General features: G+C 69.7%; 21 protein-coding genes. 7 read left to right on the top strand and 14 right to left on the bottom strand.

The window, feature by feature from the left end; translation table 11 throughout:
• Positions 1-94: 94 nt before the first annotated feature.
• Positions 95-853 (top strand): aldolase/citrate lyase family protein, encoded by a 759-nt coding sequence (locus tag EZE58_RS08505; RefSeq protein WP_167560266.1) that lies wholly within the window; start codon positions 95-97, stop codon positions 851-853.
• A 1-nt stretch (position 854) separates the two neighbouring features.
• Here EZE58_RS08505 and EZE58_RS08500 read toward each other — a convergent pair whose 3' ends face one another.
• Together EZE58_RS08500 and EZE58_RS08495 are read right to left on the bottom strand one after the other, a co-directional pair.
• The gene (locus tag EZE58_RS08500; RefSeq protein WP_167560264.1) at positions 855-1,964 is read right to left on the bottom strand and encodes a zinc-binding dehydrogenase; all 1,110 of its coding nucleotides are present in this window, start codon (positions 1,962-1,964) and stop codon (positions 855-857) included.
• Between the two features lie 54 nt (positions 1,965-2,018).
• Positions 2,019-2,822: a hypothetical protein gene (locus tag EZE58_RS08495; protein ID WP_119296971.1), complete on the bottom strand. Its 804-nt coding sequence runs from the start codon at positions 2,820-2,822 to the stop codon at positions 2,019-2,021.
• Between the two features lie 59 nt (positions 2,823-2,881).
• Here EZE58_RS08495 and EZE58_RS08490 point away from each other — a divergent pair, with 59 nt between their 5' ends.
• A complete protein-coding gene (locus EZE58_RS08490; protein ID WP_227007155.1) occupies positions 2,882-3,295 on the top strand; it encodes an MmcQ/YjbR family DNA-binding protein in 414 nt (137 codons plus the stop codon).
• Between the two features lie 57 nt (positions 3,296-3,352).
• On the top strand, positions 3,353-4,186 hold the full coding sequence (locus tag EZE58_RS08485) for an aldo/keto reductase (RefSeq protein ID WP_144588463.1): 834 nt from the start codon (positions 3,353-3,355) through the stop codon (positions 4,184-4,186).
• Between the two features lie 104 nt (positions 4,187-4,290).
• On the opposite strand, the gene EZE58_RS08480 is transcribed toward EZE58_RS08485, so the two are convergent.
• From EZE58_RS08480 to EZE58_RS08460, 5 genes are all read right to left on the bottom strand, one after another.
• Positions 4,291-5,808 (bottom strand): tripartite tricarboxylate transporter permease, encoded by a 1,518-nt coding sequence (locus EZE58_RS08480; protein WP_095375216.1) that lies wholly within the window; start codon positions 5,806-5,808, stop codon positions 4,291-4,293.
• Positions 5,809-5,817: 9 nt separating this feature from the next.
• On the bottom strand, positions 5,818-6,420 hold the full coding sequence (locus EZE58_RS08475; RefSeq protein ID WP_144588461.1) for a tripartite tricarboxylate transporter TctB family protein: 603 nt from the start codon (positions 6,418-6,420) through the stop codon (positions 5,818-5,820).
• The gene (locus EZE58_RS08470) at positions 6,417-7,448 is read right to left on the bottom strand and encodes a 4-hydroxythreonine-4-phosphate dehydrogenase PdxA (protein WP_063248694.1); all 1,032 of its coding nucleotides are present in this window, start codon (positions 7,446-7,448) and stop codon (positions 6,417-6,419) included. The genes EZE58_RS08475 and EZE58_RS08470 overlap by 4 nt, the downstream gene beginning before the upstream one ends.
• On the bottom strand, positions 7,445-8,416 hold the full coding sequence (locus tag EZE58_RS08465) for a tripartite tricarboxylate transporter substrate binding protein (protein ID WP_063248693.1): 972 nt from the start codon (positions 8,414-8,416) through the stop codon (positions 7,445-7,447). Before EZE58_RS08465 ends, EZE58_RS08470 begins: the two co-directional genes overlap by 4 nt.
• A gap of 62 nt (positions 8,417-8,478) precedes the next feature.
• A complete protein-coding gene (locus EZE58_RS08460; protein WP_131248186.1) occupies positions 8,479-9,207 on the bottom strand; it encodes a GntR family transcriptional regulator in 729 nt (242 codons plus the stop codon).
• Between the two features lie 151 nt (positions 9,208-9,358).
• Here EZE58_RS08460 and EZE58_RS08455 point away from each other — a divergent pair, with 151 nt between their 5' ends.
• Together EZE58_RS08455 and EZE58_RS08450 are read left to right on the top strand one after the other, a co-directional pair.
• Positions 9,359-10,573 carry a CoA transferase gene (locus tag EZE58_RS08455; RefSeq protein WP_131248185.1) on the top strand — a complete coding sequence of 405 codons (1,215 nt, stop codon included), beginning with the start codon at positions 9,359-9,361 and terminating at the stop codon, positions 10,571-10,573.
• A gap of 110 nt (positions 10,574-10,683) precedes the next feature.
• Positions 10,684-11,475: an enoyl-CoA hydratase/isomerase family protein gene (locus EZE58_RS08450; protein ID WP_167560262.1), complete on the top strand. Its 792-nt coding sequence runs from the start codon at positions 10,684-10,686 to the stop codon at positions 11,473-11,475.
• 6 nt (positions 11,476-11,481) lie between these two features.
• On the opposite strand, the gene EZE58_RS08445 is transcribed toward EZE58_RS08450, so the two are convergent.
• From EZE58_RS08445 to EZE58_RS08415, 7 genes are read right to left on the bottom strand one after another with little or no spacing between them, the layout of a single operon-like run.
• On the bottom strand, positions 11,482-12,363 hold the full coding sequence (locus tag EZE58_RS08445; RefSeq protein ID WP_119296967.1) for an NAD(P)-dependent oxidoreductase: 882 nt from the start codon (positions 12,361-12,363) through the stop codon (positions 11,482-11,484).
• A gap of 15 nt (positions 12,364-12,378) precedes the next feature.
• Positions 12,379-13,167, bottom strand: coding sequence for an SDR family NAD(P)-dependent oxidoreductase (locus EZE58_RS08440; RefSeq protein ID WP_119296966.1), 789 nt, complete (start codon positions 13,165-13,167; stop codon positions 12,379-12,381).
• On the bottom strand, positions 13,164-14,105 hold the full coding sequence (locus EZE58_RS08435) for a sugar phosphate isomerase/epimerase family protein (RefSeq protein ID WP_119296965.1): 942 nt from the start codon (positions 14,103-14,105) through the stop codon (positions 13,164-13,166). The genes EZE58_RS08440 and EZE58_RS08435 overlap by 4 nt, the downstream gene beginning before the upstream one ends.
• A 19-nt stretch (positions 14,106-14,124) precedes the next feature.
• Positions 14,125-14,880 carry a GntR family transcriptional regulator gene (locus EZE58_RS08430; RefSeq protein WP_167560260.1) on the bottom strand — a complete coding sequence of 252 codons (756 nt, stop codon included), beginning with the start codon at positions 14,878-14,880 and terminating at the stop codon, positions 14,125-14,127.
• Positions 14,877-15,728, bottom strand: a complete 852-nt coding sequence (locus EZE58_RS08425) for a triose-phosphate isomerase family protein (RefSeq protein ID WP_009380092.1) — start codon at positions 15,726-15,728, stop codon at positions 14,877-14,879. Before EZE58_RS08425 ends, EZE58_RS08430 begins: the two co-directional genes overlap by 4 nt.
• A gap of 3 nt (positions 15,729-15,731) precedes the next feature.
• Positions 15,732-16,187, bottom strand: coding sequence for a ribose-5-phosphate isomerase (locus EZE58_RS08420; RefSeq protein ID WP_009380091.1), 456 nt, complete (start codon positions 16,185-16,187; stop codon positions 15,732-15,734).
• A complete protein-coding gene (locus EZE58_RS08415; RefSeq protein ID WP_167560258.1) occupies positions 16,184-18,034 on the bottom strand; it encodes a dihydroxyacetone kinase family protein in 1,851 nt (616 codons plus the stop codon). The genes EZE58_RS08420 and EZE58_RS08415 overlap by 4 nt, the downstream gene beginning before the upstream one ends.
• Before the next feature lie 229 nt (positions 18,035-18,263).
• On the opposite strand from EZE58_RS08415, the gene EZE58_RS08410 reads away from it, so the two are divergent.
• Positions 18,264-18,914: a hypothetical protein gene (locus EZE58_RS08410; protein WP_238614752.1), complete on the top strand. Its 651-nt coding sequence runs from the start codon at positions 18,264-18,266 to the stop codon at positions 18,912-18,914.
• 132 nt (positions 18,915-19,046) lie between these two features.
• Complete coding sequence (locus EZE58_RS08405; RefSeq protein ID WP_095375207.1) at positions 19,047-20,603, top strand: PepSY-associated TM helix domain-containing protein; 1,557 nt, start codon at positions 19,047-19,049, stop codon at positions 20,601-20,603.
• The last annotated feature ends 196 nt before the right edge of the window (positions 20,604-20,799 follow it).

The raw sequence follows: 20,799 nt of genomic DNA, 5'->3' as shown, positions 1-20,799 counted from the left end.
CTGACTCCTCAGTGCGGCGGGCAGGGCCCTGCCGGGCTCGCCCGGATCCTGAACGTCGGCGACCGCGCCCGGGCCGGTGTGGTTCGATGCCCCCATGACTGCTGCATTCGAGACGCACCGCGCCCGGCTCGCCGAGGGTGCGGTCTACAACGGGCTGTGGATGATGACGGCGAGCCCGGAGCTCGCAACGATCGGAGCGGCGACGGGGTACGACTTCGTCTGCCTCGACCTCCAGCACGGGCTCACCCGCCCCTCCGACGTCGTCCGGCTCAGCGACGCGATCCGCGCGCACGGTTCGGCGCTCGTCACCGCCCGGGTCGCGGTCAACCGGTTCACGGAGATCGGGATGCTCGCCGACGTGGGCATCGAGGCGATCATCGTGCCCCTTGTCTCCACGGTCGCCGACGCCGAGGCGGCGGTTCGGGCGCTGGACTACCCGAGCCGCGGCGGCGACCGGTCGTGGGGTCCCACAGCGGAGTTCCTCTCCCGGGACATCAGGGACACCCGCGCCGAGCGTCCCCTGCTCTTCGTCATGATCGAGACCGCTGAGGGCCTCGACGCCGTCGAGGAGATCTGCCGGGTCCCCGGTGTCGATGGTGTCTACGTCGGTCCCGCCGATCTCGCGTTCGCCGTCGGCGCCGTCCCCGGTCAGCCCAATGACGCCCACGCCGAGGCGCTTCTGCGCATCCGGTCCGCCGCCGATTCAGCGGGCATCGTCCCGGGCATCCACTGCGGTGACGGGGCGGAGGCGAACCTGCGCCGGGATGAGGGGTATCGGTTCATCACCTCGGCGCTCGACATCGGGGCGGCGGCCCGCGCGCTGCGGGCGGACCTCGACACCGCCCGCGCCTGACTCAGCCGTCGAGGTCGACGACGGTGCGCAGTCCCGGGGTGGGGTGCGCGAATTCGTCCGGGAGGTTGGCCGGGCGGATCGGGCCGCCGAGGATGTCGTCCCAGGGCATGGCCGCGCCGTCCCCGGCGAGGAAGTCGACCGCCTGCCTCAGGTGCCGCGGTTCGTAGTTGTGGACCCCGGTGATCGTGCGCCAGCCGCGGACGATGTGCTCGGGGTCGAAGGTCACATGCGGGCCGGGGGAGACGCTGCCGGCGAGGACGGCCGTGCCGCCGATGCCGATCGCATCGAGGCAGGCGCGCACACCGGCCTCGGCACCGGAGAGTTCGAGGGCGACATCGACGTCGGCGGGCAGGTCGGCGGCCGCGGCGACGAGCGTGTCGGCACCGCTCGCCTCGGCGAGGCGGCGGCGCTCGGATGCGGGGTCGAAGGCGATGACCTCGGCGGCACCGCGGGACTTCGCGGCGGCGATCGCGATGAGGCCGAGCATCCCGATGCCGTTGACGAACACTCGGCGGGAGCCGAGGTCGCCGGCGGCCTCGCACATCGCCATGACGGTGGCGACGGCGCAGCCGGCGGTCGCGGCGACGGCGTCGGGCACCGTGTCGGGGACCGTGGTGATCGCGACGCCTGCGGGCAGGACGATGTGGGAGGCGTACGTGCCCGAGAGCGCCCATCCGGTCTCGGTCGATTCGTGGCCGACCTTGGCGACCGAGACGCACTTCGCGCTCAGACCGCGACGGCAGTGGAGACAGTCACCACACACCGCGGTGACGGCGAAGACGACGCGCTGCCCGACCGCGTGATCGGCGGTCGTCGCCGCGATGACCCCGACGCCTTCGTGCCCGAGCACCGAGGGGCTCGGCGCGGGCCGGTGACCGGCGACCGTGTGTCGGTCGGAGCCGCAGACTGTCGCCGTGGTCAGACGGACGAGAGTCTCTCCGGGAGCCAGGGGCGGAATCGGGAGCGATCGCGGTTCGAACCGGTCCTCGCCGAGCCAGACGAGCGCCTCGGCGGTCGACGAGACTGCAGGGTCGCTGTCGGCGGTGCGGGTCGCCGTGCCGGTCGCACCGGAACCGGCAGGGTGGAGTTCGGGGCTGGAGAGGTCACTCATAGGGGTCCAGTTGACCAGCCTCGGCGGGGACTTGTCTACACAAGTCCGGAGTTTTCATGCAGTGGTCATGGTGATTTCATGAGCCGTTGGCGAACGGGGGACGACCCGGGCCGCGATGAGCAGTCCGAGGCCGATGACGGCGAGGACGACGGCGGTGAGGAACAGGCCGAAGGGGAATCCGAACTGCGATGTCTCGAATTCGGTCCCGTCGACCGTCTCTCCGCTGCACGTGAGGTGGGGCGGGAGGAAGGACCAGCCGACACTCAGACTGGAGACGTACTCTCCGCTGACGGTGCTCGGGCAGAGTGATCCGCCGCTTGAGTTCGACGCGCTGTACCACCCGAAGTAGAGGAACAGATAGGTCCAGGGCAGCAGCAGACAGGCGGCGGTGATGAGACCGATGCCCCAAGCGCCGAGTGAACGCCGTGGCCTGCCGATGACGAGGCGGAGCAGTCCGCGGACCGTGACGGCGACGAGCACCCCGAGGAGCGTGATGATCCCGGCGACGGCGAGGAGGACAGTGCCGAAGAGGAGAAGCATCGTATCGACCGTCCCGCTCTCGGTCGCGAATCCCCCGGCGGCCGACGCTTCGCAGGAGTATCCCGTGAGTCCGTCGCTGACGATCGAGATCTCCTCGGGGTCCGTCATGCCGCTGAGCGTCGGACACGATTCAGCCGGTCCCCGGTCGCGCGCGATCATCAGGCCGATGGACAACCAGACCGTCCGGACGCCGGCGAGGAGGAGGGCGGCGACGAGCGCGAGAAGGGCGAGCACAGTGATGCGCTGCAAGGGCGAGAGTCGGCGGAACGCGCCCCATCCGAACCGGTGAGCGAACCTCGAGAAGCGCGTGGTCGTCATGCCCCCGACCCTATCCCAGCTCCGGGCGTCCTGGTCTGCCGACGGCGTATCGTGGCCCCATGGCCCACCCGCAGATGTTCGATGCCGATGATCCCGTGCTCGCGTGGTTCCGGACCGTCGCGCTGAGCTTCCCCGAAGCGCAGGAGAAGGTCTCGCACGGTCGCCCGGCGTTCTTCACGACGAAGGTCTTCGCTTACTTCGGTGCCGCGGAGAAGCACGTCACCGGGGAGATCGAACAGCATCCCCATGCCGTCCTCCTCCTGCTCGATTCGCTCGACGCCGAGGTGATGCTCGAGCGCGAGGACACGTTCGTCCCCATGTACCTCGGTCCCACCGGCTGGATCGGTCTCGACCTCGACGACGTCGCCGAGGACGAGCTGCGTGACCTCCTCGGCGACTCTTATCGCAGCACAGCCCCGGCCAGGCTCGCCCGGCTGATCGACGATGTCGCCGCGGACGAGGCCGAGTCGTAACCCGAGGACTGACAACACCCCTGGTCCTCACCGCCTCGGCGGTCTTAGGGTGGAGTCATGACTGCGATTCCCACTCTCGAACTCAACGACGGACGTCCGATCCCCGAGATCGGACTCGGCACGTATGCGATGACTGGCCCTGAGGGCGTCGAATCGGTCGCCGCCGGCATCGAGAGCGGCTACCGCCTCCTTGACACGGCCGTCAACTACGAGAACGAAAGGGAAGTCGGCCAGGCGATCGCGGAGAGCCCCGTCGACCGCGCCGACCTTTTCGTCACGAGCAAGATCCCCGGCCGCCACCACGGATTCGATGAGGCGATCGCGAGCACCGAGGAATCGCTCGCCCGCCTCGGCCTCGACTACCTCGACCTCCACCTCATCCACTGGCCCAACCCGAGCGTCGGGAAGTACGTCGACACGTGGCGCGGACTCATCGAACTGCGCGACCGCGGACTCGTCAGGTCCATCGGCGTCTCGAACTTCACCGCCGAGATGCTCACCGAACTCATCGAGAAGACCGGAGTCACCCCCGCGGTCAACCAGGTCGAACTCCACCCCTACTTCCCGCAGACCGCGCTCGTCGACTTCCACAAATCGATCGGCGTCCAGACCGAATCGTGGTCCCCGCTCTACCGCGACGGCGGCCTCTTCGCCGAAGACCCCATCACCGAGGCAGCCCGGGCCCACGGCGTCGAACCGGCCCAGGTCGTCCTCCGCTGGCACACCCAGATCGGCAGCATCCCGATCCCGAAGTCGGCGAATCCCGACCGGCAGCGGCAGAACGCCGACATCTTCGGCTTCGACCTCACCCCCGCCGAGGTGGCCGCGATCTCCGGTCTCGAGCGCGGCCGGATGAAGGACCGGGATCCGCTCTCCCACGAGGAGATGTGAGCGCCCGGGGCCTCACTCAAGGCGCAGCGCGGATAGCCGGTGGTGCATCGCCTGCCATCCGCGCTGCGCCTTGACCGAGCGCGCGGGCAGCTGATGCAGCGGCCTCAGTGCGACACGGTCTCCCGGCGGCGGGCGTCCGCCCGCCGTGTCCGGAGGTTCCGGACCACCGCTCCGATGAGCGGGTAGGCGAGCGCGAAGAGCGCGGCCAGGGTGAGGATGAGCGAGAGCGGCTGCTGGAACATGATGAAGAGGTTCCCGTTGCCCAGCGCCGAGGTCTGCACGAGGTACTTCTCGAGCAGCGGACCGAGGACGAGTCCGAGCACGAACGGTGCGGCCGGGAAGTCGAAGCGCTTCATGAAGAAGCCGAGGAGCCCGGAGAAGAACACCACCCAGAGGGTGAACATGTTGTTGCCCAGGGCGAAGGCGCCGACGAAGCTCATCATGAGCACGATCGGGTAGAGGAAGACGTAGGGGATCCGCAGGATCTGCGCGAACACCGGTGCCAGCGGCAGGTTGAGCACGAGCAGGATGAGGTTGCCGAAGAAGAAGCTCACGAGCAGACCCCAGACGATGTCGGGCTCCTGCTGGAAGAGCAGCGGTCCCGGCTGCAGTCCGAAGATGACGAAGGCGCCGAGGAGGACGGCCGTCGTCCCGCTGCCGGGGATGCCGAGTGCCAGGGTGGGGATGAAGCTCGCGTTCGCGGCCGCGTTGTTCGCCGCCTCAGGTGCGGCGACCGCCTCCGGCGCGCCCTTGCCGATGAGGTGCTTGAACCGGCTCACCTGCTTCTCGACACCGTAGGCGAGGAACGTCGCGAGGGTCGCGCCGGCACCGGGCAGGACCCCGACGGTGAAGCCGAGACCGGTCCCGCGCACCGTCGACGGTGCCGCACGTCGCAGCTCCTCCTTCGTCACGAGCAGATCCCGGAAACGGGCGCGGATGGGCTTCTCCCCGCCTCGGCGGATCTGGTGGAGGACCTCACCGACGGCGAAGATGCCGATCATCACCGCGACGAAGTCGAGCCCCGAGAGGAGGTTGACGCTGCCGAAGGTGAAGCGGGCCGTGGAGAAGCCGGAGGCGACCCCGACCATCGACACGAGGAGCCCGGCGGCGGCCATGGTGATGCCGCGGAGGATGTTCTCCCCGGCGAACGAGACGATCGTCGCCATCCCGAGGAGGATGATCGCGAGGTTCTCGGCCGGGCCGAAGTTGAGCGCGAACCGCGCGATCGGCTGGGCCAAGGCGATGAGGGCGATGAGTGAGACGATGGCGGCGAAGAACGATGCGAGGGCGGAGATCGCGAGCGCCGCGCCGGCTCTGCCCTTCCGCGCCATCTGATAGCCGTCGATGGTGAGCACCACGCTCGAGGAGTCCCCGGGGGTGGAGATGAGGATCGAGCTGATCGAGGACCCGTACTGGGATCCGTAGTAGATGCCGGCAAGCATGATGAGCGCGGTGACGGGATCGAAGGCGAGGGTGACCGGCAGGAGGATCGCGACACCCGTCGTCGATCCCAGCCCCGGCAGCAGCCCGATGACGGTGCCGAGCAGGACGCCGACGAAGCACCAGAGCAGGTTCTCGGGGGTGACTGCGGTCTCCAGCCCGATCATGAGGTTGTCGAACATGGGAACTCCTCAGACGAGGCCGAGCATCCCGGTCGGCAGGGGGACCGAGAGGACGAGGCCGAAGACGATGTAGACGAAGACTGCCGCACCGATCGTCGCCAGGGCGGAGACCCACCACTTCTGCTTCTCCACGACGAGGAGGAGGAAGAGGATGGCCGCCGAGAGCGCGATGATGAGCCCGAGGACGGGCACGAGCGCGAGCGCGATGCCGAAGGTGAGGAAGATGACGAAGGGCGCGCGGTTGCGCTGCCTCTCCGTGCGGCCGAAGGTGTCGACGGCCTCCCCGTCGGCGGAGACGGCATCGGCGGCGGCGTCGATCGACTCCGCGGCGGTGGCCTCGATGTCCTCGACCGCTGACATGATCCGTCCGCCCGAGGTGCCGACACGGGCGAAGAAGAGACGGAAGATCTCCGCCACCGAGGCGAGGAAGATGAACGCACCGGTGAGGAAGGGAAGCATGCCCGGACCGACCTGGCCGCCCTCGACGGTGAGCCCGTAGCCGAGCCCCATGATCGCGGCCACCGCGCCGACGATGCCGAGGATCGCGGTGCCGATGACGTCGGAGACCTCGGGTCGGTTCCGCGGAGGGGTCCGCTCCGCCACCGTGCTCATCGGACGCCCACCTCCGCGGGGGCCGCACTCTCCGGTGCGGCGGTCCTCGCCCGCTCGGCCGCGCGGTGGGCGGACATGCGCACCGCGAGATCGAAGGCATGGCTGCTCGGGCTCAGCTCCGCCGTGCGCGTGCCGACGATCCCGTGCGCGGTGCCGTGGGCGGGGGTGGCGATGGGGATCGGGATGCCGCCGTGGACCGTGACGCCCTGGTCGAAGCCGAGCAGCTTCATCGCGATCTGCCCCTGATCGTGGTACATCGTCACGACGCCGTCGAAGTCGCCGCCGGCGGCCCGGGAGAAGAGAGTGTCACAGGGGAAGGGGCCTGCGACGTCGATCCCGCGGGAGCGGGCGAGGGCGATCGCCGGGGCGATGTCGTCGATCTCCTCGCGCCCGAACTTCCCGCCCTCACCCGCGTGCGGGTTGAGCGCGCACACCGCCAGTCGCGGGGTCGGCGTCCTCGTCTCCCGGACGACGCGGTCGAGGAGCTCGATCGTCTCGAGCACCCTGCCGGCGCGGATGCCCGCAGCGACCTCGGAGATCGGAATGTGCGAGGTCACCCGGGCGGTGACGAGCGCATCGATGAAATTGAGCTCGGAGGTGAAGCCCCGGTAGCCGAGCCGCTCGGCGAACCACCGCAGCTCGTCCTCCTGAGTCATGCCCGCCTGCGACATCGCCCCCTTGTTGAGGGGGAAGAAGAGGACTCCGTCGGCGTCCTCGGCCGCGCACAGGTCGAGCGCGGTGCCGAGGTCGATCAGCGCCCGCCTGCCCGCGTCGGCACTCACCTCGCCGACGGGGATGGCGGGACCGTCGTAGGCGGTGCCGACGAACTCGATCTCCTCGAGGTCGGGCAGGTCGACGCCGGCGGTGTCGGCGAACGAGCGCAGCTCGTCCGGCGTCGCGGTGACGGTGAGGTCGGCGCGGGCCCGATTGCCCTCGTCGACGAGGATGCGGGCGAGGAGTTCGGGGCCGACCCCGGAGAGGTCGCCGGGGACGAGGACGATGCGCGGCTTGGGCGTCGAGGCGGTCACTTTCCGATCGCCTCCCGCAGCTCCTTGTCGTTTTCGGCGAGGTACTTCGAGAAGTCGTCGCCGTAGGCCGTGTTCGGCTGCATCATGTTGTCCTCGATGTACTTCGTGTAGGCATCGGTCTCGGCGAACGCCTTCGCCTGGTCGATCCAGTACTGCTTGGCCTCGTCGGGGATGTTCCCGGGAGCGATGACGCCGCGGAACTGGGCGAAGGCGACGTCGATGCCCTGTTCCTTCGCGGTCGGGATGTCCTTGAGCTCGGGGTACTCGTAGCGTTCCTCCGAGGCGGCGCACAGGGGCTTGAGATCGCCCGATTCGAGCTGGCCGAGGACCTCACCCGGGTTGACCGAGATCGCCTCGACCTGTCCGCCGAGGGCTGCGGTGATGACCTCGGACCCCGATTCGAAGGGCACGCGGTCGAACTTCGCCCCCGTGGCCTTCTCCATGAGCGTGAAGGTGATGTTGTCGAGTCCCGTCGCTCCGGAGATCGCGACGACGGTGCGCTCCTTCTTCGCCTTCTCGACGAGGTCGGAGCAGGTATTGAGCGGCGAGTCGGCCTTGGCGACGATGAGCGTGTAGTCGTCGCCGAGCTTCATGATCGGGGTGAAGCTCTCATACGTGAATTCGACGTCCTGGGTCGCCGGCAGGGCGAGCATCGCCGTCTCGGTGGCGAGCAGGTAGTTCGGATCGCCGCTGCGGCCGAGGAACTCGGAGTAGCCGACGGCCCCGGAACCGCCTTCGATGTTCTGCACGGTGATCGTCTTGCCGGTCGTCTCCTCGAGTCCGGAGGCCGTCGCACGGCCCGCGATGTCGCTGCCGCCGCCGGCGGCGAAGGGGACGATCATGGTGACGTTGCCCTTGGGTTCGAAGCCGCCGTCGGACGAGGCGGTCGACCCCTGCCCGCAGGCGCTCAGCCCGAGGGCGAGCACGCCGGCTGCGGCCGTGGCGGTGAGCAGTCTCTTCAGGTGCATTTCCATCTCCTTTGACAGAAGTGTGAGGTGGTGTCGGTCTGGGACGGTGGGGTCCGCGGCGGTCACGTCGCCGGGGGCAAGGCGGAGCGCACCTCCTCGAGCCAGCGGTCCGATTCGGGCGTGGCCCCGTCGAGGCGGTCGACGACGTCGATGAGGAACGAAAGGTTCCCGTGGTCGTCGAACTCCGCTTCGATGGCCTCGGGGTCGCCGGTGAGGATGACGTCGAGCATCCGGGCGTGGCGCGCGACGTTGCCGTCGAGGTCCTCGATCTCCCGCCGGGCCTGGTTGTTGAGTGCCATGCACATCTGCAGCTGCATCGCCATCGCCCGGTACGTCGATTCGATGCGGCCGTGACCGGCCAGCCCGACCACGGCGAAGTGGAATTCGAACCCAGCGGAGACCATGTCCCCTTCGGTCCCGGACTCGGCGATCCTCTCCATCTCCCGCAGGGCGGCCCGGCATCGTTCGACCCGCTCGGGGGCGAGGTCGGGCAGGGCCAGACGCAGCGCCATCCGCTCGAGATCGCGACGCAGAGTGGCGATCTCGAAGACGTCGTGCTGGGTGATCGACATGATCCTCACCCCCTTGCGCGGGATGTGTTCGACGAGGCCGGTGTGCGCGAGCTCCTTGAGCGCCTCGCGCAGAGGGGGACGGGAGATCCCGAGCTCTGCGCACAGGCGCTCCTCGACGAGCCGTTCGCCGGGGAGATAGTCGCCGGCGAGGATCGTGCGCTCGAGAGCCTGTCTCGCCTGCATCGCGAGACTCGGCTGAGCCGGGAGGAGAGTGGACACTTTTCGATAGATCCTCTTTTGTATACAGTAGTGTGAAGACTGTAACCCGCATCACACTGCAATTTCAATGGGTCGGCTCGGTCTGTCGTCGAAGATCAACGGCGTCGGGTGAGCTGTTCCTAGAGGATTGATGAAGATCAGAGGAGTTCTCATGAGCGCAGACACACCTCCCGACGAGTCCGCGGGACCGCGGGCACCGGGCGCTCTCAGCGGCGTCACGGTGCTCGAACTCGGCGTGTTCATGGCCGGACCGTTCGCGACGATGCAGCTCGCCGACCTCGGCGCCCGGGTGATCAAGATCGAGAATCCCGATGGCGGCGACCAGACGCGCAGCACCGGGCCGTACGTCGACGGCGAGAGCGTGCCCAATATGCTCCTCAATCGGAACAAGGAGTCCGTCACCCTCGACCTCAAGGACCCGATCGGCAGGGAGGCGTTCATGCGCCTGGCTGAGACCGCCGACGTCGTCGTCGAGAACATGAGGCCCGGCGTCATGGCCCGTCTGGGAACCTCGTACGAGAGCGTGCGCGAGCGCAATCCCGGCATCATCTACGCCTCCGCCTCCGGGTGGGGCCAGGACGGTCCTCTCGCGGATCTCGCGGGACTCGACATCATGGCGCAGGCGCGCAGCGGGCTGATGAGCATCACCGGCTTCCCCGATTCGCCCCCGGCCAAGGTCGGGGTCCCGATCTGCGACCTCACCTCGGCGCTCTACGTCGCTCTCGCCGTCACCGCCGCCCTCGTCGAACGGGACCGTTCGGGGCAGGGGCAGCACATCGACGTCTCCCTCTTCGAGAGCGGCGTCTCCTACGCCGTGTGGGAGGCGGCCGCCTACTTCACCGAAGGCAGGATCGGGCGTCCGAACGGATCCGCGCATCAGAACCAGGCCCCCTACCAGGCCGTGCACTCCGCCGACGGGTTCGTCACGGTCGGGGCGAACACGCCGCGCAACTGGGAGCGGTTCTGTCGGGCGCTCGGACTCGACGACCTCCTCGAGGACCCGCGGTTCACCCGGTCCTATGACCGGCTCACGCACAGGGAGGCGCTCATCGCCCTCACCGAGGACAAGACCGGGCAGCTGACGACCGACGAGGTCGTCGGACTGCTCAACGAGGCCGGAGTCCCGTGCGCACCGATCAGCGACTACGGGGAGGTCTTCACCGACGACCATCTCCTCGCGCGCGACTTCTACTGGGACTCCGCGCACCCGGTCGCCGGCACGGTCCGGCAGATCGGCTCACCGATGCGGATGTCGCGCACGCCGGCGCGACGCGGCCCGGCCGGGCCCTCGCTCGGCGCCGACAACGCAGTGCTCGACGACCTCGGGTTCACCGCGGAGGAACTCGCCGCACTCAAAGGGCGCTGAGATGCACCTCGGCGGAAGGACGGCAGTGGAATGATCACGCACGGCGGCGGCACGATCACGGACACCTGCACGATGATGGGGAGAGCGACGATGAGCGAAGGAGCACGACCATGAGCGACGAGCACGCAGCAGTCAGGACGGAGGACCTCCTCGTCGAGCGGGACGACGGCGTCCTCACCGTGACCTTCAATCGACCCGAGGCGAGGAATGCGATGACCTGGGAGATGTACCAGGGCCTCGCCGAGGCGTGCGACGCCGTCGACGCCGACCCCGCGGTGCGCGTCATGGTCCTCCGCGGGGCGGGTGGGCGAGCCTTCGTCGCGGGCACCGACATCGCCCAGTTCACCGAGTTCGACGGCCCCGCCGGCGTCGCCTACGAACGCCGGATCTCCGAGGTGCTCGCCTGTCTCCGGGCGGTCGACGTACCCGTCATCGCGGCCATCGACGGGTACTGCGTGGGCGGGGGGCTGGGGATCGCCGCGTGCGCCGACCTGCGCCTGGCCTCCCCGGGATCGCGCTTCGGCGTGCCGATCGCGCGGACGCTCGGCAACTGCCTGTCGGGGGACACCCTCGGTCTCCTCATCGCCCTCCTCGGGCGCGGCCGGGTCGTCGACATGCTCCTGCGCGCCCGCTTCATCGACGCCGACGAAGCCCTCACCGCGGGCTTCCTCGGCACCGTCACCGACGACGTCGACGCGACGGCGGCGGAGTGGGCGGCGACGCTCAAGGGCCATGCCCCGCTGACGATATGGTCGGTCAAGGAGATCGTGCGACGTCTCTCCGACCTCGGCGGGGGCATCGACGATGCCGATGTCGTCGAGCGGATCTACGGGTCGGAGGACTTCCACGAGGCGGTGCGGGCATTCATCGCCAAGGAGGACTATGAGTGGACGGGACGCTGATCCCGCTCACGCATCGTAGGTGCGGATGACCTGGGAGTCGTCACGGCGGGCCAGCCCGAGTTCGGCTGCGGCGGCGAACCGCTGCGCGGCGACGGGGAGCAGGGCGAGGTCGATGTCGAGGTCGGCGGCCAGATCGGCGACGAGGGTGGTGTCCTTGACGAAGATTCCCACAGCGCTCGCCACAGGGGCGTCGAGTCCGGCGAGCATGCGCGGCCCCCGGTCGGCGAGCATCCACGACTGTCCGGCGCCTGCGGTCATCGCCGCGAGCACGGACTCCTCGTCGAGGCCGAGCCGTCCGGCCAGGGACAGGGCCTCGGCGGCGGCGACGATATGGACCGAGCAGAGCAGCTGATTGACTGCCTTGTACGCCTGGCCGTCGCCGAGGCGCTCACCGCAGTCGATGATCGTCCCGAGGGCCTGAAGCACGGGCCGGCGGGAGTCGAGGACGTCGGGCGGACCGGAAGCGAGCATGCGCAGAGTCCCTGCCTGCACGCCGGCGATGCCGCCGGTGACGGGGACGTCGAGGGTGCTGATCCCGCGCTCCGCCGCACGTGCTCCGGCCGCTTTCACCGCTTCGGGGCCGACCGTGCTCATGACGATGAGCACCGCTCCGGGCGCCATGAGGTCGAGGAGCCCGGAAACGCCGGTCTCCGGGTCGCCGTCGAGGGCGGCGTCGAGCTGCTCGCCGGTGGCGACCATGACGATGACCGTGCCCGCGGACGCCGCGGACCGGGGTTCCGCCTCGGCGGGCAGGCCGGCCGCAGCCGCGCGCTCGCGCGGTTCGGGGAACGGGTCGACGCCCGTGACCGCGGCGCCGGAGGCGTGGAGGCGCAGCGCCATCGGCAGCCCGATCGCGCCGAGCCCGAGGAAGGTGATCTGGTCGGTCATCGATCCTCCTGGGGATCAGTGGAAGTAGAGTCCGCCGTTGATGCTCAGCGTCTGACCGGTGATGTGGCCTGCGCCTTCGCTGATGAGGAATTCGACGGTGGCGGAGACGTCCTCGGGCACGGATATCCGTCCCAGCGGCGTCGCCGATCCCATCGCCTCGCGGCGCTCGTCGTCGAGGGGCCCGCCCATGATGTCGGTGTCGACGGGGCCCGGTGAGATCGAGTTCGCGGTCACCCCGAAGGGGCCGAGTTCGAGGGCGACACCGCGCATGAGGCCGACGATGCCGGCCTTGGCGGCCGCGTACGCGGTCTTCGAGTACGTTCCGCCGCCCTTCTGCGCCGTGACCGAGGAGAGACCGACGATGCGCCCCACTCCGTTGGCGGCCATGATCCGCCCGAACGCCTGCGTGACGAGGTGAGTGGCGGTGAGATTGTTCGCGATGACCCGGGTCCACTCCGCCTCGGAGATCTCGAAGTAAGTCACCGAGGAGGAGACGCCGGCGAAGTTCGCGAGCGCGACGATCTGCGGAAGTCCCGCTTCGAAGGCGGCTGCCGCCTCGGCGATGGCGGTGGCGTCGGTGACGTCGACGCCCGCACCGAGGGCCTGGATCCCGTGGGTGGCGGTGAGCTCCTCGGCGAGGGTGCGGGCCTCATCTGCGTGGCGGGCGATGAGTCCGAGGTTCCAGCCGTGCTCGGCGAGCCGGTGGGCGGTGTGGCGGCCGATGCCGTTGGCGCTGCCGACCCCGGTGAGCACAGCGGTGCGCGAGTCGGGGAACGCGGGGCCGGGTGTCGTCGGTGCGCTCATGCTGCGGAGTCCTTCCGGGGCGAGGGGCCCTGGAGCAGCCCGAGGAGATACGTGCGGTTCTCCGCGCACACGCCGAGGCTGTCGCCGCCGTACTGCTCCATGAGGAACGGGCCGGAGAACCCGAGGTCGAGGGCGCGGGCGATCATCGCGCGGTAGTCGATGAGGCCGTCGCGCAGGGTCGTCGGGTGGGTCGTCACCCACGAGCCGTCGCCGGCTTCGTCGCGCTGGTAGTTCTTCATATGCCAGTAGTTCGCGAAGGGCAGGGTGGCCTCGTGCATCTCGCGCCAGTCCTTGATCGGGCGGTGGAGGCGGATGAGGTTGCCGATGTCGGGGTTGAGCCCGACCGTGTCGAGCCCGATCTCCTCGATGAGGCGCACGGCGGAGTCGGCGGTGCCGAGGTAGGTGTCCTCGTACATCTCCAACGACATCGGCAGACCCACCTCGGCGGCATGGCGGCCGAGCTCCCGGAGGCGGCGGACCGCGAGCGCCCGGACCTCGGGGTCCGGTGGATCCTGCCAGCCGGGGGCGGTCCAGAACCACAGGGCCCGGCGCTGCGCCTCGGTGAAGGGCTGGTGGAGCCCGGTGGAGAAGACCCGGCAGCCGAGTTCGGCGGCGGCGTCGATGGTGCGGTGGGCGTAGTCGAGGTTGTCCTCGCCGTGGTCGGGGTCGATGACCGAGCGCCGTTGGACGTGGACGGCGGAGAAGTCGATCCCCGCCGAGGCGGCCGCCCGGGCGAGCTCGGACCGACCCTCGGGACTGAGGTCGGCCGGACGGATGTGGCTGTCGGCGATCTCGAGGGCGGTGAAGCCGAGGCCCGCCACGGTTGCGAGCATGTCCGACCACTCCTCGGGGCCTGCCTCGTGGAGGGCGGTGCCGTCACGGTCGACAGTAGGGAAGCCGTGCATGCAGCAGGCGATCATCGGCTCGGTGGGGATCATGGGTCCTCGCAGTTCACGATCAGGTGGTGGGTGGCTGGGGGTCTCCGACGAGGGCGCGGTGGGCGACCATGCGGACGTGGTGGCGCATCGCCGCCTCGGGGGCGGTCGGATCCGGGGAGGCGAAGGCCTCGAGGATGGCCCGGTGCTCGCTCACCGCTTCGTCGACGTCGGTGATGCCGTGGGGCAGGGCCTGCCGGAGGCGGTGGACCTGCGCGCCGAGGTCGTCGGACATCCGCACGAGGTAGCGGTTGTCGCAGTGGTCGAAGATGACGCCGTGGAAGGCACGGTCGCGCGCGTAGTAGTCCTGGGCGGCGGCGACGAGCCGGTGCTGGGCCTCCTCGTCGTCGGCCGCTGTGCTCTCCGCGGCCGCCGTCGCCTCCCGGACGCGGGCACCGGCCCGCTCGTGTTCGGCGTGGGCGGCTCGCAGGTCCTCGAGGAAGGCGTCGTCGGCGGGGGTGGCGAGTCGCGTGGCGGTGGTCTCGAGGGTCTCCCGGGCGACGAAGAGCTCTTCGAGCTTCCCGCGGTCGAGTGGGGGAGCGACCCGGTAGCCGCGCAGTGCCTCCCTGACGACCAGGCCCGTGCGTTCGAGGTCGACGAGGGCTTCGCGGACCGGGGTCGGGGAGACGTCGAGGCGACGCGCGAGACCGTCGATGGACACGCGTTCGCCGGGAGAGATCTCCCCGGTGAGGAGGATCTCGAGGATGTGGTCGTAGACGAGGTCGCGCAGACCTCGCCGTTCGATGTCGGGGCGGGGGACGGCGGGGAGCGAATTCATGGTGACAGCTTAATGACGTCGGCGACCTCATCGAGGATCTCCCGCACGGAATCGGTCTCGTGGGCGAAGCGGCCGAGGAAGAGTCCGTCGACGGCGGGGCCGAGCCGGGTGAGGAGTCCCGGGCGGGCGCTGCCGCCGTAGATGAGGCGGAAGTCGAGGGCGGGGAAGTGGGTGCGGGTGCGTGAGCGCACGAGCCTGCACACCTCGGTGATGTGCTCGGGGTCGGCGGGAGCAGGCGCCCCGATCGCCCACACCGGTTCGTAGGCGAGGACGACGGACATCGGGCGGGGAAGCTCAGCGCTCGCCGGGGGCAGGGCGGAGCGGATCTGGACCATCACCTCGGCGGCGGCCTGCTCGGGGGAGACCGAGGATTCTTCGCCGACGCAGAGGACGGGGACGAGTCCGTGGCGCAGCGCCGTGGCGGTCTTGGCGCTGACGACGTCGTCGGTCTCGTGGAAGTGCCGACGGCGCTCAGCGTGCCCGACCTCGGCGAAACGGCAGCCGAGTTCGGCGAGCACCGAGGCCGAGACCTCACCCGTCCACGCCCCGGAGTCGGCCGCGGCGACGTCCTGGGCGCCGATGAGCAGGGGGCCGTCGAGTGCGACGCATTCGGGGATCGAGGGGAACTGGGGGAGGAGGAAGAGTCCGGCGGCGCCCGAGGTCACGGCCGGATGCGAGCGGCCGAGCTCGCTCACCTCGGCGGCCCACTCCAGGGTCCGGGCGTGCGAGAAGTACATCTTCAGGCTCGTCCCGATGATCCGGTCGGGCAGCGTCGCAGCGGTGGAGTCGCCTGCGGGGCCGGTGAGCGCTCCTGCGGCGCGGGTGGCAGCGGTGGTCGCGGCGGCCATCGCTCAGCGGGACTCGTATTCGCTGATCTGGGCGACCTTGTCGTTCGAGGCGCTCGTCGGGTCGAAGGTGTAGCCGAGCCATTCGCGGGCGAGCCGGCGGGCGAGTTCGAGGCCGATGACGCGTTGGCCCATGCAGAGGACCTGGGCGTCGTTGGAGAGGACGGAGCGTTCGACGCTGAAGGAGTCGTGCGCCGTGGCCGCCCGGATGCCCTTGACCTTGTTCGCTGAGATCGCCACCCCGAGGCCGGTGCCGCAGATGAGGATCGCCCGGTCCGCGTCGCCGCGGGCGACGATCTCGGCGGCGGTCGTCGCGATCGACGGGTAGAAGGTGTGGGAGTCGGCGTCGACGCCGACGTCGGTGACCGAGGAGATCCGCTCGTCGGCGGCGAGGTCGGCCTTGATGGCCTCCTTGTAGTCGAAGCCGGCGTCGTCGGATCCGATGACGAGTCGCAGTGTCATGATCGGGCTGCCTTCCGTTCGCGGTGTGAGGGTGGGGTGGGAGCCGCCGGTTCGAGACCGGTGCGGGCGGTGAGTTCGTCTGCCACCGCCGAGGCGATGCGGGCGAGCGAGATCGCACCGGGGTCGGGGGTGCCCACGCTCTTCTCGCCATGTGCCCGGGCGCGACCGCGGCGGGCGGCGAGGTCGGCGGTTCCCTCGGCCCCGCGTGTCGCCGCTTCGGCGGCGCGCTCTGCCGCGGCGGCGCAGACCGTGAGCGCTCCCTCGTCGGGAGCGGCGGCATCGCCGACGGCGCGGGAGAACTCCGCGGCCAGCGGGGCGAGGGCGTCGAGGAGGGTCTTGTCGCCGACGTCGACGCCTCCGAAGGCCCGCACCTCGGCGACGGTGGCCTCGAGCGCCCGTGCGATGTCGGATGGAGTCGGGGCATCGGGGCCGTCGAAGCCGGTGGCGAGGCTTGCGAGGATGCGCCCCCAGATCGCGCCGGACGTGCCGCCGCCGACGTCGGCCCAGGCCTCCCCGGCGGTGCGGAGGATCACCGCCGGTCCCTGGTCGTGGGAGCTCGCCGAGGCGGCTTCGAGGGCCGCCGCCTGCGAACCCCGCTGCATCCCGATCCCGTGGTCGCCGTCGCCGGCGATGCTGTCGAGACGGCCGAGCTCCGCAGCGGATTCGTCGAGGAGGGCGGCGATGGCCGCGAGGACGGAGGCGACCTCGCGTCCGAGTCGTCGCGACGTCTCCGAGGCGGGACGGGCGACGGCGGGACCAGCCGCGTCGGGACTGGTCCCGCCGTGCGCCGCCTCCTGGGGATGCGCCTCGGGGGAGACGGTCTCCGGAAGTGGGGCGGGCACCTGGTCGCCGACGACCGTGCCGCGGGAGAAGGCAGGCGTCGAACAGGGGGCGGTCCAGAGGGTTTCGAGTTCGTCGTCGAGCCAGAGCAGGGTGAGGGAGAGGCCGGCCATGTCGAAGCTCGTGCAGAACTCGCCGACCTCAGGAGTGACGACCTCGAGGCCGGCCTCGCGCAGCAGCGGGTCGATGAGTCCGTAGAGGAGGTAGAGCTCTTCGTACTTCACCGCCCCGAGGCCGTTGAGGATCGGGACCACGCGACCCGGCGCCTCGGGTGCTTCGGCGAGGAGGCGGGAGACGAGGAGGTCGGCGAGCTCGGCGGCGGTCGGAAGGGCGACCTCGTCGATGCCGGGTTCACCGTGGATGCCCAACCCGATGGCCATGCGGCCCTCGGGGACGGTGAAGAGGGGAGCGTCGGCGCCGGGCAGCGTGCAGCCGGAGAAGGCGACGCCGATCGACCTTGTGCGGTCGTTCGCGGCAGCGGCGAGGCGTTCGACCTCGGGCAGGTCCGCGCCGGCTTCGGCGGCCGCGCCGGCGATCTTGAACACCGTGAGGTCCCCGGCGATGCCGCGGCGCTTCTCGATCTCGGAGTCGGGAGCGCTGAAGATGTCGTCGGTGACGACGACAGTGCGCACGTCGATGCCCTCGTCGCGCAGCCGGCGTGCCGCCTGATCGAAGTTGAGGACGTCTCCGGCGTAGTTGCCGTAGCTGAAGAGGACGCCGCGACCCTGGTCGCAGGCCTTGGCGATCGAGACGATCTGCTTCGTCGACGGTGAGGCGAAGACGTTGCCCATCGCCGCTCCGTGGGCGAGGCCCGGGCCGACGAGGCCGGAGAAGGCCGGGTAGTGGCCGCTGCCGCCGCCGATGACGACGGACACGGTCGGTTCCGCCGATCGCGTCGCACGCACGACGCCGCCGGGTGCCGAGCGGATCCACCGTGAGGATGCCAGTGCGAATCCGCGCGTCATCTCCGCGACGAAGTCATTCGGGTCATTGAACAATCGGGTCACGCAGTTCCCCCTCGAACCAGTTCCTATTTCCAATATCCTATAGGATCACAAATCGAGCGCAACCCCTCGGCGATCCCGGTGAGGGGATCGGTCGCGACGGCAGGTTGGAATCCGGACTCATCGCCGCTGGACACGCGGTCAGGGGCCCTCGATTCGGGGTTCAAGTGAGGTTGCCGAGGACCGTGCGACCGGGCAAAAGCAGCCTTCCGATCATGTGACAATAGTGGGCGTGAAACCGGAGATGCGGGGCCGACGGGCCCGACGCGGAGCTGCTGCCGCCGTCTTCGCGACCTTTCTTGCGCTCACCTCCCACATACTCGGCGGCGGGTCGATGCCCACCCTCATGGGCATCGCCGTTCCACTCGCCCTGTCCGCCCTCGTCTGCGTCTTGTTGGCCGGACGCAAGCTCTCCCTGCCGCGGCTGTCCGTCTCGGTGGGGATCAGCCAGACCCTCTTCCACTCCCTCTTCTCCGTCTTCACGCCCACGCACACGATGACCGGCCCGATGACGGCGCTCGACCGCCAGGCGATGCAGCATGCCGGGATGGGCCACGACCCGGGCTCGGCGATGGCGTCGATGTCGTCGATGGGCGGGTCCGGGGCGATGATGCACTCGCATGCGTCGCCGCAGATGATGCTCATGCACGTCATCGCCGGGATCGTCACGATCGCGGTCATCTACTGGGCTGAGGCGCTGCCGGCGCGGCTGAGCGAATTCGCCCGCCGCGTCATCGACGCCATCGTCCCCGTCCTCGTGACGATCCGGCCGCTTCCGGAGCGTCCGCGCCTCACCGTCGCGATCACCGTCCTCGCGCCGCACGCGCTCACGACCCTCCGCTCTCCTGTGCTCCGGCGCGGGCCCCCGCACCCGGCTTTCTGACCCACTTCATCTTCACCAGCTCGGCTGAGACTCCACCGATGCTGCGGCTTGACCGCGCCCTCGTCCGCCGAGCGCGCCGTCAGTGCGCCCGAACGCGCCTGCGGCCGACACCACGACACAGAAAGCCTGATCATGACCTCACCGTCATCATCCCTGCCCGAACGTTCGGGCGCCGACGCCGACGCGTCGGCACAGTCGTCTTCCAACTCCGTCCCGGCGCGCCGGATCCTTGTCCGCGACCAGCCCGCACAAGCGGCGGCGAAGCGATCCGGGTGGTTCTCGGCGCTGCTGCGCCGACTCCACTTCTACGCCGGCATCTTCATCGGTCCCTTCATCTTCACCGCGGCGGTGACCGGTGCGCTCTATGCGCTCAGCCCGCAGCTCGAGAAGCTCATCTACGCTGACGAGCTCTACGCGAACTCGACGGGGCCCGCCCTGCCTCTGGCCGACCAGGTCGCAGCGGCCGAGGCCTTCACCGGGGGAACCGAGACGCTCAAGGCCGTGCTCCCGGCTCCTGAGCCGGGCGCGACGACCCGGGTGCTCTACGACGATCCCACCCTCGGGGAGAACGAGTCCCGTGCGATCTTCATCGACCCCGCCACCGCCGAGGTGCAGGGTGACCTCACGTCGTTCAGCTCCGAAGGTGCGCTTCCGCTGCGGAAGTGGATCGACCAGCTCCACATCAACCTCAACCTCGGCGCACCCGGGGAGTTCTACAGCGAACTCGCCGCCTCATGGCTCGGCGTCGTCGTCGTGGTGGGCCTGATCCTCTGGTTCATGCGGGCGAAGACGACGAAGAAGCTCTCGACGATGCTGCGCCCGAGCAACAAGCGCAAGGGCCTGCGCCGCACCTTCTCCTGGCACGCCTCGGTGGGCGTGTGGGCCGCGATCGGCATGCTCTTCCTCTCCGCGACCGGCATCACCTGGTCGCAGCTGGCCGGTGCGAACGTCGACAAGGTCCGCGAAGCCCTCGGGTGGGGGTCACCGTCGCTGTCGCGGGAACTCGACTCCTCTGCCGCAGAGAGCGGCGGTTCCGGTGGCGGTCACGAAGGCCACGGTGCCTCCGGGGACTCTGCGGCAGCACCTGCCGCGAAGCCTGCACCGGAGGACTTCGACATGATCCTCGGAATGGCGCAGAAGGTCAACGTCAACACGAGCATCGTCGAGATCAACCCGCCCACCGATGCGAACACCGCGTGGAGGGTCCGCGAGCTTCAGCGCAGCGTCCCCTCGGAGGTCGACTCCGTGGCGATCGACCCCAACACGATGGAGATCGTCGACCGCCTCGACTTCGAGGACTACAGCATCCCGGCGAAGCTCACCCACTGGGGGATCTTCTTCCACATGGGCATGCTCTTCGGCCTCGCCAACCAGATCGGCCTCTTCGTCCTCGCTGTCGGCATCGCCGCGATGGTCGTCTGGGGTTACGTCATGTGGTGGCAGCGCCGACCCAAGCACGATCCCTCGCGCCGCTTCGGTGTCGCCCCCGCCAGAGGAGCGATCGCCCGCGCCCCGTGGTGGGGCATCGCGTCGGTCGTCGTCGTCGGTGCAGCAGTGGCCTGGTTCCTCCCGCTCGTCGGGCTCAGTCTCGTCGTCTTCCTCGCCGTCGACGTCCTCCTTGGCCTGCGGGCCCGACGGAAGGCGCGCGCAGCCGCGGCGGACTCCGAATCTGAGCGCGTCAGGGCATAGCACCGCGGTCAGATCGCACTGAAACGGGCGGCCGCCTCGGCGAGGGATCGAGTTCCCCGCCGAGGCGGCCGTGCGTGTGCGGGCCGAATGTATCAGGCGCTTCCGGTCGCGGATTCCCGGTGAATGGGACTTCGGCGATCGCACTGCCGCCGAACGGCAACCGCACGGAAACGGACGGGAAAGCAGCGCCTCGGCG

Origin of the sequence: Brevibacterium sp. LS14 (genome assembly GCF_012027885.1) — a bacterium.
Classification (GTDB): Bacteria; Actinomycetota; Actinomycetes; order Actinomycetales; family Brevibacteriaceae; genus Brevibacterium; species Brevibacterium casei.
This window is presented reverse-complemented; position numbering and strand designations above follow the sequence as displayed.

What these genes read in the sequence shown, in the direction of transcription:
- EZE58_RS08505 (WP_167560266.1), top strand. Translation starts at nt 95, where the DNA reads ATGACTGCTGCATTCGAGACGCACCGCGCCCGGCTCGCCGAGGGTGCG.
- EZE58_RS08500 (WP_167560264.1), bottom strand. Translation starts at nt 1,964, where the DNA reads ATGAGTGACCTCTCCAGCCCCGAACTCCACCCTGCCGGTTCCGGTGCG.
- EZE58_RS08495 (WP_119296971.1), bottom strand. Translation starts at nt 2,822, where the DNA reads ATGACGACCACGCGCTTCTCGAGGTTCGCTCACCGGTTCGGATGGGGC.
- EZE58_RS08490 (WP_227007155.1), top strand. Translation starts at nt 2,882, where the DNA reads ATGGCCCACCCGCAGATGTTCGATGCCGATGATCCCGTGCTCGCGTGG.
- EZE58_RS08485 (WP_144588463.1), top strand. Translation starts at nt 3,353, where the DNA reads ATGACTGCGATTCCCACTCTCGAACTCAACGACGGACGTCCGATCCCC.
- EZE58_RS08480 (WP_095375216.1), bottom strand. Translation starts at nt 5,808, where the DNA reads ATGTTCGACAACCTCATGATCGGGCTGGAGACCGCAGTCACCCCCGAG.
- EZE58_RS08475 (WP_144588461.1), bottom strand. Translation starts at nt 6,420, where the DNA reads ATGAGCACGGTGGCGGAGCGGACCCCTCCGCGGAACCGACCCGAGGTC.
- EZE58_RS08465 (WP_063248693.1), bottom strand. Translation starts at nt 8,416, where the DNA reads ATGCACCTGAAGAGACTGCTCACCGCCACGGCCGCAGCCGGCGTGCTC.
- EZE58_RS08455 (WP_131248185.1), top strand. Translation starts at nt 9,359, where the DNA reads ATGAGCGCAGACACACCTCCCGACGAGTCCGCGGGACCGCGGGCACCG.
- EZE58_RS08450 (WP_167560262.1), top strand. Translation starts at nt 10,684, where the DNA reads ATGAGCGACGAGCACGCAGCAGTCAGGACGGAGGACCTCCTCGTCGAG.
- EZE58_RS08445 (WP_119296967.1), bottom strand. Translation starts at nt 12,363, where the DNA reads ATGACCGACCAGATCACCTTCCTCGGGCTCGGCGCGATCGGGCTGCCG.
- EZE58_RS08440 (WP_119296966.1), bottom strand. Translation starts at nt 13,167, where the DNA reads ATGAGCGCACCGACGACACCCGGCCCCGCGTTCCCCGACTCGCGCACC.
- EZE58_RS08435 (WP_119296965.1), bottom strand. Translation starts at nt 14,105, where the DNA reads ATGATCCCCACCGAGCCGATGATCGCCTGCTGCATGCACGGCTTCCCT.
- EZE58_RS08430 (WP_167560260.1), bottom strand. Translation starts at nt 14,880, where the DNA reads ATGAATTCGCTCCCCGCCGTCCCCCGCCCCGACATCGAACGGCGAGGT.
- EZE58_RS08425 (WP_009380092.1), bottom strand. Translation starts at nt 15,728, where the DNA reads ATGGCCGCCGCGACCACCGCTGCCACCCGCGCCGCAGGAGCGCTCACC.
- EZE58_RS08420 (WP_009380091.1), bottom strand. Translation starts at nt 16,187, where the DNA reads ATGACACTGCGACTCGTCATCGGATCCGACGACGCCGGCTTCGACTAC.
- EZE58_RS08405 (WP_095375207.1), top strand. Translation starts at nt 19,047, where the DNA reads ATGACCTCACCGTCATCATCCCTGCCCGAACGTTCGGGCGCCGACGCC.